General features: G+C 57.2%; 19 protein-coding genes. 6 read left to right on the forward strand and 13 right to left on the reverse strand.

The window, feature by feature from the left end; translation table 11 throughout:
- Positions 1 to 82 precede the first annotated feature (82 nt).
- On the forward strand, positions 83 to 1,480 hold the full coding sequence (rimO, locus tag AC2TDA_RS13700) for a 30S ribosomal protein S12 methylthiotransferase RimO (protein WP_480876789.1): 1,398 nt from the start codon (positions 83 to 85) through the stop codon (positions 1,478 to 1,480).
- 17 nt (positions 1,481 to 1,497) lie between these two features.
- On the opposite strand, the gene AC2TDA_RS13705 is transcribed toward rimO, so the two are convergent.
- The gene (locus tag AC2TDA_RS13705) at positions 1,498 to 1,854 is read right to left on the reverse strand and encodes a diacylglycerol kinase (protein WP_480848590.1); all 357 of its coding nucleotides are present in this window, start codon (positions 1,852 to 1,854) and stop codon (positions 1,498 to 1,500) included.
- Between the two features lie 111 nt (positions 1,855 to 1,965).
- Positions 1,966 to 2,154: a hypothetical protein gene (locus tag AC2TDA_RS13710; protein WP_480848591.1), complete on the reverse strand. Its 189-nt coding sequence runs from the start codon at positions 2,152 to 2,154 to the stop codon at positions 1,966 to 1,968.
- A gap of 214 nt (positions 2,155 to 2,368) precedes the next feature.
- Here AC2TDA_RS13710 and AC2TDA_RS13715 point away from each other — a divergent pair, with 214 nt between their 5' ends.
- Complete coding sequence (locus AC2TDA_RS13715) at positions 2,369 to 2,611, forward strand: CDGSH iron-sulfur domain-containing protein (RefSeq protein WP_480876792.1); 243 nt, start codon at positions 2,369 to 2,371, stop codon at positions 2,609 to 2,611.
- A 6-nt stretch (positions 2,612 to 2,617) separates the two neighbouring features.
- Here AC2TDA_RS13715 and AC2TDA_RS13720 read toward each other — a convergent pair whose 3' ends face one another.
- From AC2TDA_RS13720 to AC2TDA_RS13740, 5 genes are all read right to left on the reverse strand, one after another.
- Positions 2,618 to 2,875 (reverse strand): DUF6455 family protein, encoded by a 258-nt coding sequence (locus tag AC2TDA_RS13720; protein WP_480876795.1) that lies wholly within the window; start codon positions 2,873 to 2,875, stop codon positions 2,618 to 2,620.
- Positions 2,875 to 3,144, reverse strand: coding sequence for a DUF6455 family protein (locus AC2TDA_RS13725; protein ID WP_480876798.1), 270 nt, complete (start codon positions 3,142 to 3,144; stop codon positions 2,875 to 2,877). Before AC2TDA_RS13725 ends, AC2TDA_RS13720 begins: the two co-directional genes overlap by 1 nt.
- Positions 3,145 to 3,159: 15 nt before the next feature.
- Positions 3,160 to 3,411 (reverse strand): DUF6455 family protein, encoded by a 252-nt coding sequence (locus AC2TDA_RS13730; protein WP_480848597.1) that lies wholly within the window; start codon positions 3,409 to 3,411, stop codon positions 3,160 to 3,162.
- Positions 3,412 to 3,480: 69 nt separating this feature from the next.
- A complete protein-coding gene (locus tag AC2TDA_RS13735; protein ID WP_480876801.1) occupies positions 3,481 to 3,849 on the reverse strand; it encodes a YigZ family protein in 369 nt (122 codons plus the stop codon).
- Positions 3,846 to 4,550 carry a M48 family metalloprotease gene (locus AC2TDA_RS13740; RefSeq protein WP_480876804.1) on the reverse strand — a complete coding sequence of 235 codons (705 nt, stop codon included), beginning with the start codon at positions 4,548 to 4,550 and terminating at the stop codon, positions 3,846 to 3,848. Before AC2TDA_RS13740 ends, AC2TDA_RS13735 begins: the two co-directional genes overlap by 4 nt.
- 121 nt (positions 4,551 to 4,671) lie before the next feature.
- Between AC2TDA_RS13740 and AC2TDA_RS13745 the strand changes: the two genes are divergently transcribed.
- The 3 genes from AC2TDA_RS13745 (at position 4,672) to AC2TDA_RS13755 (ending at position 6,408) form a co-directional block, all read left to right on the forward strand.
- Positions 4,672 to 4,914 carry a hypothetical protein gene (locus AC2TDA_RS13745; RefSeq protein WP_480848602.1) on the forward strand — a complete coding sequence of 81 codons (243 nt, stop codon included), beginning with the start codon at positions 4,672 to 4,674 and terminating at the stop codon, positions 4,912 to 4,914.
- A 220-nt stretch (positions 4,915 to 5,134) separates the two neighbouring features.
- Positions 5,135 to 5,713, forward strand: a complete 579-nt coding sequence (locus tag AC2TDA_RS13750; RefSeq protein ID WP_480848603.1) for a nitroreductase family protein — start codon at positions 5,135 to 5,137, stop codon at positions 5,711 to 5,713.
- Complete coding sequence (locus tag AC2TDA_RS13755; RefSeq protein WP_480876806.1) at positions 5,710 to 6,408, forward strand: EI24 domain-containing protein; 699 nt, start codon at positions 5,710 to 5,712, stop codon at positions 6,406 to 6,408. The genes AC2TDA_RS13750 and AC2TDA_RS13755 overlap by 4 nt, the downstream gene beginning before the upstream one ends.
- Before the next feature lie 3 nt (positions 6,409 to 6,411).
- On the opposite strand, the gene AC2TDA_RS13760 is transcribed toward AC2TDA_RS13755, so the two are convergent.
- Entirely contained in the window at positions 6,412 to 6,687 is a 276-nt protein-coding gene (locus AC2TDA_RS13760; RefSeq protein ID WP_480848606.1) for a DUF1467 family protein, read from the reverse strand.
- Between the two features lie 9 nt (positions 6,688 to 6,696).
- Positions 6,697 to 7,101, reverse strand: a complete 405-nt coding sequence (gene mce, locus AC2TDA_RS13765; protein ID WP_480848607.1) for a methylmalonyl-CoA epimerase — start codon at positions 7,099 to 7,101, stop codon at positions 6,697 to 6,699.
- Positions 7,102 to 7,236: 135 nt separating this feature from the next.
- On the opposite strand from mce, the gene AC2TDA_RS13770 reads away from it, so the two are divergent.
- A complete protein-coding gene (locus AC2TDA_RS13770; protein WP_480876809.1) occupies positions 7,237 to 7,950 on the forward strand; it encodes a response regulator in 714 nt (237 codons plus the stop codon).
- A 252-nt stretch (positions 7,951 to 8,202) separates the two neighbouring features.
- Here the strand turns inward: AC2TDA_RS13770 and aspS are convergent, their stop codons facing one another.
- The 4 genes from aspS to AC2TDA_RS13790 all read right to left on the reverse strand — a co-directional run bounded on the left by aspS (position 8,203) and on the right by AC2TDA_RS13790 (position 12,453).
- Positions 8,203 to 9,978 (reverse strand): aspartate--tRNA ligase, encoded by a 1,776-nt coding sequence (gene aspS / locus AC2TDA_RS13775; protein WP_480848610.1) that lies wholly within the window; start codon positions 9,976 to 9,978, stop codon positions 8,203 to 8,205.
- A gap of 77 nt (positions 9,979 to 10,055) precedes the next feature.
- Positions 10,056 to 10,727, reverse strand: a complete 672-nt coding sequence (locus tag AC2TDA_RS13780) for a CPBP family intramembrane glutamic endopeptidase (protein WP_480876812.1) — start codon at positions 10,725 to 10,727, stop codon at positions 10,056 to 10,058.
- Entirely contained in the window at positions 10,724 to 11,371 is a 648-nt protein-coding gene (locus tag AC2TDA_RS13785; RefSeq protein ID WP_480876814.1) for an aminotransferase class IV family protein, read from the reverse strand. Before AC2TDA_RS13785 ends, AC2TDA_RS13780 begins: the two co-directional genes overlap by 4 nt.
- Complete coding sequence (locus AC2TDA_RS13790) at positions 11,326 to 12,453, reverse strand: aminodeoxychorismate synthase component I (protein ID WP_480848613.1); 1,128 nt, start codon at positions 12,451 to 12,453, stop codon at positions 11,326 to 11,328. Before AC2TDA_RS13790 ends, AC2TDA_RS13785 begins: the two co-directional genes overlap by 46 nt.
- Positions 12,454 to 12,551: the final 98 nt, after the last annotated feature.

The raw sequence follows: 12,551 nt of genomic DNA on the forward strand, positions 1-12,551 counted from the left end.
TTCGGCTTATCTGCTCTGGTGCAAGTCAGCCCTGCGCGGGCAACATTTGCAAGGGGAAGCGTTCCCCACTATATGCCGCGACATGAGTTCGAACCCGCCAAACCTCCGCCCCGACCTGGCGCCTGCCGCCCGGATCTCAGATGCGCCCAGACAAGGCCAACCGACCCTTGGAATGGTGTCGCTTGGCTGCCCCAAAGCCCTGGTAGACAGCGAGCGCATTCTAACGCGCCTGCGTGCTGAAGGGTACGGCATCTCGCCCGATTATGCGGGGGCCGATGCCGTGATCGTGAATACCTGCGGATTTTTGGACAGCGCCAAAGCCGAATCGTTGGACGCCATTGGCGAGGCACTCGTCGAGAATGGCAAAGTCATCGTGACCGGGTGCCTGGGGGCGGAGCCTGACTATATCCGCGAGCATCACCCCCGTATTCTCGCTGTTACTGGCCCACATCAGTATGAACAGGTGCTGGATGCCGTGCATTCTGCCGTGCCTCCAGACCCGAATCCATATGTGGACCTGCTACCCGCTTCGGGTGTGAAGCTGACACCGCGCCACTACAGCTATCTAAAGATATCAGAGGGCTGTAACCACAAATGCAAGTTCTGCATCATCCCCGATATGCGCGGCAAGCTAGCCAGTCGCCCAGCCCACGCCGTGCTGCGCGAGGCAGAAAAACTGGTCGACAATGGCGTGCGAGAGTTACTCGTGATTTCTCAGGATACCTCGGCCTATGGGTTGGATCGGAAATACGATTTGAACCCATGGAAGGATCGGGAGGTCCGCAGCCACATCACCGATCTTGCCCGCGAGTTGGGGCAGTTCGAAGCCTGGGTACGATTGCATTACGTCTACCCCTACCCGCATGTGCGTGAGCTGATCCCGCTAATGGCCGATGCTGGATGCAATGTGCTTCCCTATCTTGATATTCCCTTCCAGCACGCCCATCCTGACGTGCTGAAACGCATGGCGCGCCCTGCGGCGGCAGCCAAAACCCTGGACGAGATCACAGCGTGGCGGTCTGTGTGCCCGGACATCACGCTGAGGTCGACCTTCATCGTTGGTTATCCCAGTGAAACCGAGGCTGAGTTTCAGACACTGCTCGATTGGATGGACGAAGCGAAACTGGATCGCGTCGGGTGTTTTCAGTACGAAAATGTCGACGGAGCGAGATCGAACGATCTGCCCGATCATGTCCCTGCCGAGGTCAAACAAGACCGGTGGAACCGCTTTATGGAAAAGGCGCAGTCTATCTCTGAGGCCAAGTTGGCGGCAAAGGTCGGCAAGACTTTGGAAGTCATCGTTGACGACGTCGATGAAGAGGCCGCAATTTGCCGAACCAAAGCGGACGCGCCCGAGATTGATGGCAACCTGTTCATTGATGAAGGGTTTGAAGGATTGAAACCCGGTGACATCGTGACGGTCGAGGTTGACGAGGCCGGCGAATATGACCTGTGGGGAAAATTGTCTGAGAAGGTCTAAGAGTTAGCGGCGAGTGTTCATGTAAGCGCAAGCAACGCTACGACCCAGGCGACCCCGGCAGCAACCGCCGTCAAGGCAACCGCGGCGCTGGCGGCGTCCTTGGCTTGGCCGGCCAACTTATGGTGATCCGTCGAGGTGTGGTCCACCGCGCGTTCAATGGCTGTATTGAACAGCTCGGCCACAAGTACCAGAAGTCCCAACACCAGAATCAGTGCACGCATACTGCCTGAAATTGGCAGCAACAGGGCTAATACTGCCGAAATCAAGTTCGCCCAGACCCAGACACGAAACGAGTATTCTTCGCGAAACGTTGCAACCAGCCCCTGCCAGCTCCACTTGGTACGGTCAATCAGCCGAACAAAGAAGTTTTTCAACGGAATCCCCCAAATACCAATAGCGGACATAAGACAACAAAAAACCGCCCCGGGGGCGGTCTGTCAAAGTATGTTTGCAGACGGCCCGCAATTGGGCCGCCTGCGAAACGATTATTGTGTGACCGGGTTACATACGGTCTGGCCAGCTTCCGTCGTGGCCAGTTGATAGCCGGCCGAGCAGCTTGGCGTGCCGTATTTGTCATAGTCGGGCTGAACGTAAACAGGGGTCGGTTCTTCCTGCTGCGAGCAGGCGGCCAATACAACGGCCGTGGCACAAATAGCAGCGAATTTCAGCTTCATGTCCTTCAATCCTCTATTACTTTTCTGATATTGCCCAACTTTTCGGGGCCGAGATCAGAATACGGCCAAGACAGCACTCTGGCAACTAAGTTAATCACAACCTTGTGATTAAAGGCAAAACCACGCCTGCAGGGGGTCTTCGAATGCAGGCTGTTCATTTTGAGAAATTATCCTAATCCTAGGGGCTGATACCAGCCAATGACGGAGCAGCCACATGTCAGACGCCCCGATCATCGCCCAGAAATCCCCGTTTCCCGTCGAGGTGATTGAGGGCAAAAGCTATTTCTGGTGCGCTTGCGGAAAATCACAAAAACAGCCGTTTTGCGATGAATCACATAAAGGCACGGGCTTGGAGCCCGTGAAATTCAAGGCAGAGGAAAGCAAGAAAGCTTTCTTCTGCGGTTGCAAGCAAACCGCGACCCAACCGCTGTGTGACGGTAGTCATACGCGCCTCTGACAGATTTCAGATCAAATCGTTCAGAGTTTCCGCATTTACGCAAAATTCAGGCGCGATCCGGGCGCGGGCCTGTTGTGCCGCCAGCCAAAACTGACAGTTTTCACTGCAGTCCGCAGCGCGGCATCGGGTAATCATCTCGGCATAATCGTGGGATGACAGCTTTCCTTCTACCATGGCCTCGCTTAGCGAAATGCCCATACAGCGAGCGACCGAGCGAGTCAGCCAAAAGTGTTTTTCGATATCACCCAGCGAATTCTGTGGCATCAGCTTACCTGCGGCGTTCTGGTTTTCAGCGCAGCAAACCAGGATTGATTAAGGCAGCTGCACGGCACATCCTGGACGGTGTCGTTTTTATCCAGCCAGTCCGGGCAGGCGCTGGCCCACTCACACCCTCGACAATGCTGAACCATCTCGGCCCACTCCTTCTGACTTAAGTGGCCATTGCGGTGTGCGGCTACAATGTCAGTTCCGGTGGCCTGCCCCATTCGCAGCACCAGACGAAGATGGGTCATGATCTCTCCGAGTTGCGGCATGGTGGCCCCTTTCCGTTATGGCGCAAGCCGGTCCAACAAATCCCGGTTACGGCAGTACTCCGGCGCTTCGGGATTGGCGTGCATCTGCGCCAGAAAAGCCTCGCAATGACCTGGATTCGGACAATCGGTACACCGCAGAACGGCTTCCGAGATGTCATCCACCCGCAGCGCGCCACCAATGGCGGCTTCTTCCAAATCCACGCCCAGTTTTGTGGCCATCTGATCCACCAGACCAGCGTGATGTCGCAAAGTTTCGCGGCGGGGCATGCGGTTTCCTTTCCGTTTCGCGTCTGCGTAAACGGTACTGCATCAAGTGACTCGTGCCTTTGACTCAGGTCAATGCTCTGATTCGAGGTGATCCAGGTAGGTTCGAGTGGCGTCCTGCACGCGCCGAAAGCGATCTCCGCCCAATTTCTTTCCGCCGTACCAACGGGTCACCACAATGACGTGATCCTCAAGCCCGGCACGCTGCATCATCCGCAGTATGACCATCCCGGCACCGGATTCGCCATCATCCGCCTTGAGCGCACCCGTTGGTAATATGGCCGCCCAGGTGTTGTGCGTGGCTTTGGCATAAGCCTTGTCGGATTTCAGCTGCGCCAGTACCGCGTCCACATCCTCGCGGCAGGAAACGGGTGCACCCGTCACCGCGTATTTTGACCCTCGATCACTTAGGATCACACCCAAACAGGTCATGCGGGTCATTGGATTAGTCCCAGCTGTTTCGCCGATTCCAGAACCACTTCTACCCGTTGGGCATTAGGGGGGTGGGTGGCCAGAAATCGATCACCCGGGTCCGGAATTCTACGAAAAAAGTTCATACCGATCAGCGGATTATATCCGGACGAAAAGGTGATAACCGTTCCTAGCTGGTCGGCTTCGAGTTCAAAATCCTTGGAATAGCTCTGCACCCCAACTTCGGCACCCAATTCTTGCGCCCGTTCTATACCAGCGTCATCTTCGCCATAGGTCCGGGCAAGATCTCCAAAGATGCGCGCGCCTTCCTTGGCGTTTTCAGCCTGGCGGTCAATATGACCCAGGATATGATGCGCGGCTTCATGTCCCATGACAAAAGCCAACTCATCCGAGTTGTGCGCTGAGCGGATCATGGACTGCGAAAAGATGATGACGGGGCGCCCGTCCGCATCCAGCGTCTGAAAGGCGTTGGCAGGTGCACGCGGATTAAGATCGACCAATATCCCGATATCACAATTGACCGCGCGGGTGTGGCGCCGACATTCGGTCCGGGCAGCGTCCGCAACCTTGTGGCTGACTTCGGCGAAATTTCGAGCCGTAATCTGTAAGTCAGGTGAGCTGGGCTGCCAGTCTTTGGCCGGCACGGCCTTGATCGAGGGAAACCCACACGCCGCCAAGGACAGAACCAGCATCAGGGCAAGGCGGTGCATTCGATTTCCTTCCAGTCACTCCTGCCGGCAGGCAAGCATAACGCGGCAATTCCGGCTCGGCCACCATCGAATTGGTTCAACACGGGTTGCAATAGCTGGTATGGCCTTGCACTGTGTGATCATGTTTTCGATTGAGCATGAATTCGACTCGACGGTTATCACTCTGGTTGACGAAGGCCCCAAGCCTTTGCAAGAGGACGTCGTCATCAACAGCTTTGCAGAATGTGTAACGCTGGAACAGCTGGACCCACGCACAGATAAGATCCAAAAAATCACGCTATCACCAGAACAGGTACGCGACCTGGCCGCGGCACTGGATTTGCCCGAAGGCGTTTATCAGGTTCGCGAAACTGGTCGTGGCTAGAAAGCCCATGCCAGAACCAATTATACGACCGCATTAGCATGTGACCGATAGGGCGAGCGGAAATTTGGTGCACAGGCCAAATGTCGGTCGTTTATTAGGTCATACACGCGCTTCCTTACGTTTTCCGATTGAAAATCTCAGTGCGATCCCATCAGTTTGCCCTTGAAATGGAGCCCCGTACGACCGAGATACAAGCGGGTCATGTAAAGAAAGTTAACATATGTCGCTGAAGTCCCCCGCCGCGCTTGAATTTCTGCAGACTCGCCGATCCCGCCCGGCTAAGACGCTGGTGGCCCCAGCCCCGACACGGGACGAGCTTTTGCCGCTGCTGACAGCAGCTGCACGCAACCCCGATCACGGCAAGTTGGAGCCTTGGAGGTTTATTGTTCTCGAAAAGGACGCGATGCCGCGCTTGGCCGAGCTGACGGAAACGCGCGGTGCTATCTTGGGAAAAAGTCCGGAGGATATTGCCAAGGCACGCAACCAATTCGACATGGGTCAATTGGCAGTGGCGGTGATCGAAGTTCAGAAACCTTCGGACAAAGTTCCGGCGATCGAACAGACATATTCTGCAGGCGCCGTTTGCCTGGGACTGCTCAACGCTGCGCTGGCTGCCGGGTGGGGCGCGAACTGGTTGTCCGGCTGGCAGTCGCACGACAGAGGGTTCTGTGAACAGGCGTTTGGGCTGGCCGAGAATGAGCGAGTCGCCGGGCTGATCCACATCGCCACGGAAGGCGTCTCTCCACCTGAACGCCCTCGGCCTGATGTCGCGGCTATGACCAGTTGGCTTTCGGAATGATCATCCTGAATGCCTTCTTTGCCGCACTGGGACAGATTGGTGACCCCAAATTCAGGGGCGTCCTTTGGCGCGGCATCGGCCTCACGATCCTTCTGTTGATTGTTGCCTGCGCCGGCGCAATCTGGCTGATAAACACGCTGTCCGGAAATGAGATTTCATTGCCCATTGTCGGTGCGGTGCCCTGGCTGAACGATGTGCTGAATTACTCGGGCATCATTTTGGTCTTGGTCCTGCCGATGTTCCTGATGGTTCCGGTTGCATCGGCCATCACATCCATGTTTTTGGAAGAAGTCGCGCAAGCCGTCGAAGACAAGCACTATCCAAGTCTTCCGAAGGTTCCCGGTATTCCGTTTGGCGATGCTCTTTGGGATACCATAACTTTTCTCGGTGTGTTGATCGGAGCAAACTTGCTGGCGCTGATCCTCTACGCGATATTCACGCCGCTTGCGCCCTTCATTTTTTGGGCCATGAACGGTTTTTTGCTGGGGCGAGAGTACTTCACCCTTGCCGCGATGCGGAGGATAGGACGTGAAGGCGCACGCAAATTGCGGGCCAAACACTCGGCGACAATCTGGCTGGCCGGAACCTTGATGGCCATCCCGCTGTCAGTACCGTTGGTCAACCTCGTAATCCCGATCATCGGAGCGGCAACCTTCACGCATATTTACCACGGGTTGTCGGAAGCCAAACCCTGACGCCTATTCACGTGGCTCCAACTGGTTGAGCCAATCGAAATCCCGCACGGAGATTACGCCAGACAGGATAATACCTGCGATGATCGCCCACAGGACCACAGAAATACCAGTAGTGATCCACATCTTTTTCTTCAAATGATGGACTTCGGGCGCACCCGCATGGGTGCCTGGTACGATGTCGCCCAGATCCCCTTGTGTCTTGATCCGCACCGGCAGGACAACCAGCAAGGTCAGGAACCAGATGACGGCGAACAGTACCAGCGCGGCCGTGATTGTCATGGGGTAGCCTCAGACCTGTTCCAGTTCGACCAGACAGCCATTGAAATCCTTGGGGTGCAAGAAAAGAACGGGCTTGCCATGCGCGCCGATCTTAGGCTCACCCGAACCCAGAACCCGTGCGCCAGTTTCTTTCAGGTGGTCGCGCGCGGCGATGATATCTTCGACCTCGTAACAGACATGATGGATTCCGCCCGAAGGGTTCTTTTCGAGAAAGCCATTGATCGGACTGTCCTCGCCCAACGGGTACAGCAGTTCGATCTTGGTATTCGGCAATTCGATGAACACGACCGTAACACCGTGATCGGGTTCGTCCTGTGGTGCACCGACCTTGGCGCCCAGCGCGTTTCGGTATTGCGCCGTCGCGGCCTCGAGGTCTGGAACTGCAATGGCGACGTGGTTCAGGCGGCCGATCATGGAACTCTCCTCGTTTCTGCGTTGCAGCGGTTATGGGGGTTGCCCAGCTAAAGGGCAAGTGCGCCAAAACGCGCGTTAACCCCGTATTAGCCAGAAGTTCCTAGCGTGAGACATCTGCTATTTAGGAGTTCTGCCATGGACGATTCGGGACCATTCGAAGCCCCCTCTGCCACAGCGTTGCGGCCGTTGCTGGGACAGACCATCCTTGTGGTCGAGGACAGCCGGTATGCCTGTGACGCCATCCGCTTGATGTGCCTGCACAGCGGCGCGCGTATTCGGCGGGCGGATTGTCTGAAATCGGCGCGGCGGCATCTGCAGATTTACCGTCCGTCGATCATCATCGTGGATATGGGCCTGCCTGATGGCTCTGGCGCGGATCTGATCTCCGAACTGACGCACGCCGCCCCTCGGATCAGCGTTATTCTGGGTTTGTCAGGCGACGATGAGGCCGAAGAACTGGCGACGCGCGCAGGGGCGGATGGGTTCTTGGCCAAACCGCTGACCTCTCTGGCTTATTTCCAGACAGCAATTCTTGAACTGTTGCCCGCGGATCGGCGCCCGGGCGGGATGAGCGCCGTTAGGGATGACACCATCAACCCTGATCCGCTGGCATATCAGGACGACATGGCCCATGTCGCGGATGTTCTGACCGGTCCGACTGATCATCGCACGCTGGATTACGCGGTACAGTTTCTGAGCAGTGTCGCGCGGGACGCTGACGACACCGTACTAGCGGAAGCGGCTCAAAAACTAGCTGCATCACGGGCACAGGGTGCTCCGGTCACCGCTCAGGCGGCACGGGTTGCCGGGCTGGTTCAAAACCGGCTGCAACGGCAGGAGGCAATATAAGTGGTGACGGCCTATTTCGTGACTGCCTCTCTCCTGTGTTATTGGGCATATCGTCATACCAGACGGACAGCACAGAGAATTCGCGCCAAGCGTCAGCAATTAAGCAATCCGCTCGGGTAGCTTTCCGGGCAAGCCCCACTCTGAAAACAGCCGCGCAAACAGATGTTTGGTGCCATATAAAGGGTGCAAGAAGGGTGATCCAAAAGCGATACCCCAAAACGAAAACCGCCCGCCTGAGGCGAGCGGTTGGGGTTAATCCTGTGGAATGATGCGGAGACCGAGTTCCATTAGCTGATCCGACGTCGGATCGGACGGAGCGTCCATCATCAGATCTTCGGCACGCTGGTTCATTGGGAACATCATGACTTCACGAATGTTGGCTTCGTCGGCCAACAGCATCACGATTCGGTCGATCCCGGCGGCACAACCGCCGTGTGGCGGGGCACCATAGTGGAAAGCGTTGAACAATGCACCAAAACGGCTCTTGACCTCATCCGCGCCGTAGCCGGCCAGCTCAAAGGCCTTGAGCATGATCTCGGGCTTGTGGTTCCGGATCGCGCCCGAGACCAGTTCATAGCCGTTACAAGCCAGATCGTACTGATAGCCGCGCACGTCCAAGGGGTTACCCTGCAGAGCTTCCATACCACCTTGCGGCATCGAAAACGGGTTGTGTTCAAAGTCGATCGCACCGGATTCTTCATCCTGTTCGTAGATCGGGAAGTCCACGATCCAGGCAAAGGCAAAACGGTCTTTTTCTGTCAGGCCCAGTTCGTCCCCGATCACGTCGCGGGCTTTTCCAGCGACCTTTTCGAAGGCTTTTGGCTTGCCACCCAGGAAAAACGCCGCGTCGCCAACGCCCAGACCCAGCTGCTGGCGGATCGCCTCAGTGCGCTCAGGACCGATGTTTTTGGCCAGCGGACCCGCGGCCTCCATCCCTTCGCCCTGATCGCGCCAGAAGATATAGCCCATACCCGGCAGACCTTCTTTCTGAGCAAAGGCGTTCATGCGGTCGCAGAACTTGCGGCTACCGCCAGTTGGTGCCGGAATGGCGCGGATTTCGGTGCCTTCCTGCTCCAACAGCTTGGCGAAGATCGCAAAACCCGAGCCACGGAAATGCTCGGACACAACTTGCATCTTGATCGGGTTACGAAGGTCCGGCTTGTCGCTGCCGTACCAAAGCGCTGCGTCTTTGTACGAGATCTGCGGCCATTCCTGATCGACCTTGCGGCCACCGCCGAATTCCTCAAATACGCCGGTCAGAACAGGCTGGATCGTGTCGAAAACATCCTGCTGCTCAACGAACGACATCTCGAGGTCTAGCTGATAGAAATCAGTTGGCGAACGGTCTGCACGCGGATCTTCGTCACGGAAGCAGGGCGCGATCTGGAAATACTTATCGAAGCCCGACACCATGATCAGCTGTTTGAACAGCTGTGGGGCCTGCGGCAGCGCGTAAAATTTGCCGGGATGCAGACGCGACGGCACGAGGAAGTCCCGTGCGCCTTCGGGCGAGGATGCAGTGATGATCGGCGTCTGATATTCGCGGAAGCCCTGATCCCACATGCGGCGACGCATCGAGGCGACGACGTCGGAGCGCAGGGTCATGTTCTGCTGCATCGCTTCGCGACGCAGGTCTAGATAGCGATAGCGCAGGCGAGTTTCTTCGGGGTACTCCTGATCGCCGAACACCATTAACGGCAACTCGTCGGCAGCGCCTAGAACTTCCAGCCCGCGCACGTAAACTTCGATCTCGCCGGTGGGCAGTTTCGGGTTCACCAGCTCAGCGTCGCGCGCTTTGACGGTGCCGTCGATGCGGATGCACCATTCGGAACGCACCTTCTCCAGCTCAGCAAATGCGGCACTGTCGCCGTCACACAGAACCTGGGTGACTCCGAAATGGTCGCGCAGGTCAATGAACAGCACGCCGCCGTGATCTCGTACCCGATGGACCCAGCCGGACAGGCGAACGGTTTCGCCAACGTTGGCGGCGGTCAGAGCGGCGCAGGTGTGGCTGCGATAGGCGTGCATGGAATATCCCTTCGGGCGCAGAATTCGTCGCGCCGATACACCCCGTCAGGCCCGGAAAGTCAAGGCAGGTCGCGCCGTCAAAACGGCCTTTGCACATTGCCTGAATAGAAATAGATGCCCAGACCGGCCGCGAAGATGATATTGCCTGCAATTGCGTGCAACAGGACCGCGTAGAAAAACGACCCGCGCGCCCGGTAGGCCCAGGTGAACAGCAGCCCGCCCGCAAATGTCATGATGGCGACAATCCAGCTCCAATACATCAGATGCGCCAGCGAAAACAGCGCTGCATTCAACGGGTAAGCGGCCCAACCATCTGGCAGGATCGCGTGATAACGGCGGAAGAAAAGTGAGCGGAACAGCAGTTCTTGCGGCAGTGCGGATAGCAAAGGATATCCGATCCAGATAAAAGCCAGCAATTCCGGGCGGCGCAACAGCAGGGCAAAGGCCGCATTGGGCCGTACGATCAGAACGAGGGCCGAGCACAGTGCCGCCATCGCGGTTGTGAACACCAAAACCTCGGGCCAGGACCAGTTGCGCCAGCCATAGCGCAACTCGGGCCACGAAAATCCCGGTGTGTCTTGCAGTAAGAGTATGCCCAACGCGGTAAAGGCAAACAGCGACGGGAACATCCAGTCTGGTGGGAAGAGCACGGCGATCAGGACCGGGACCGCGATATAGAACAGCCCGAATTCCAACCGGAGCCGTGGATGATTTGCAGGCGATTCCACCCATTCGCTTTGTTTACTCACCGTGTCACAAGCTCCGCCTGGATCAGCCCCCGCAGGGAATTGCCGAGGTGGATAGTTTGCGCATTCTCTAAATCGGCCAAGGTCAGCACAGCCTCGGTAACCCGCTTATTATCCAGCAGTTCTTCACGCAGAATACCGGGCAGCAAGCCGCTGGACAGTGCAGGTGTCAAGCAACGACCATCAGACATGGTCAGGAACAGATTGGTGATGGTGCCTTCGCAAAGTTCGCCGCGCTCATTGAGAAACAGCAATTCGTCCACGCCTTGGGGCAGAGATGCGCGCGCTGTGTCATACACCGCGCGGCGCGTTGTTTTGTGACGCAACCAGATATCCGACGCAGCAAGACGTTCGTTTGAAACGGTCAGCTTCCATCTCGCTGGGTTGGCCAATAGATCCCCGACCGTGATCTCAAATCCGCCTGCCGCATCCAAAGTCAGGCGACAGCGTAATGGAGCAACCCCAGCCACCGCATCCAGTGTTTCAACCGCTGCATTGGTGTCAAACGGAATACAGAATGCCGCAGCCGAGCGGGCCATGCGCTCCAAATGACGGTCCCGTCGAACAAATCCCTGCTCCGGCCTGAAGGCCATAGTCTCGATCAGGCGGAAATCAGGTTCAACTGGCGGGCGAAGCGGGATTTCCATAACGCCTCCTCATATTCCGATGGGGCGGTGCTATCCCAGACAAGACCGCCGCCTACATTCAGGATCGCGGTTCCTTCGTCGACCATCAAGGTGCGAATAGCCACGTTGAACTCGGATCGCCCGTCTGGCGCGGCCCAGCCGATTGTGCCGCAATAGATATCGCGGGGCCAGGGTTCCAGGTCCGACAAGATTTCCATTGCGCGAATCTTGGGTGCACCTGTGATCGAACCGCACGGGAACAAAGCATTCAGGATATCCGACAGCCCTACCCCCAGATGCAACTGGGCCTGAACAAGTGAAACCATCTGGTGCACCGTCGCGTAGGTTTCGACCTTGAACAGTTCAGGCACCCGGACAGAACCCGCCAGCGCAACACGGCTGATGTCGTTGCGCAGCAGGTCGACGATCATCAGGTTTTCGGCCCGGTTCTTTTCGTCCGAGGACAGAAAAGCCCGACGCCGCGCATCTTCGGCCGGATCTTCGCTGCGGGGCTGCGTACCTTTCATGGGACGTGTTTCGATCCGTCCCTCGGCATCGGTACGGAAAAATAACTCCGGCGAGCGGCTGAGCAGATCAGGCAGGCCCTCCTGCTGCACAATGGCACCGTAACCTACAGGTTGCCCCGCTGTCAGCGAGGCATAGAGCGCTGCGCTGTCACCCGTAACTTTTAGGTCGATCGGAAAAGTCAGGTTGGCCTGATAGATGTCCCCTGCCCCGATGGCATCGTGAACGGATCGAAATGCCGGTGTGTATCGGGCTTCGTCCCATCGTGGTGTGAATTCAGTAATTTCACCGGTCGGCTTGGGCAGCCCCACTCGATCCGGCGAGTCGAAAACTCCGAAACACAACAACGGCAATCGACGCCCTTCGGGAAGTCGTTCCGCCAGTCGCGGCTCCAAAACATATCCCAGCTCGTAGGTTGCGTACCCGGCCAACCACGCACCTTTCGCGCGCGCCTCATCCAGCGCCGCCAAAGCTTGGGGCACATCCTCCGCCTTGTCCGCGCGGATCACATGAGACGGGTGCTCAAACTGGGTTCCTCGCCCGGCCGGCCCCTGATCGAAACGAATACGCAAGTGCATCCTCTTTTGCTGTGCGTCGCGATATAGAGAATACGGCAGTAAGGGAAAGGGGGGAAAGCGGCAATTTCGCCCCTGTTTCCGATCCCTCTTGCACCTTT

The sequence above is a fragment of the Ruegeria sp. HKCCD6426 genome (assembly GCF_057221115.1).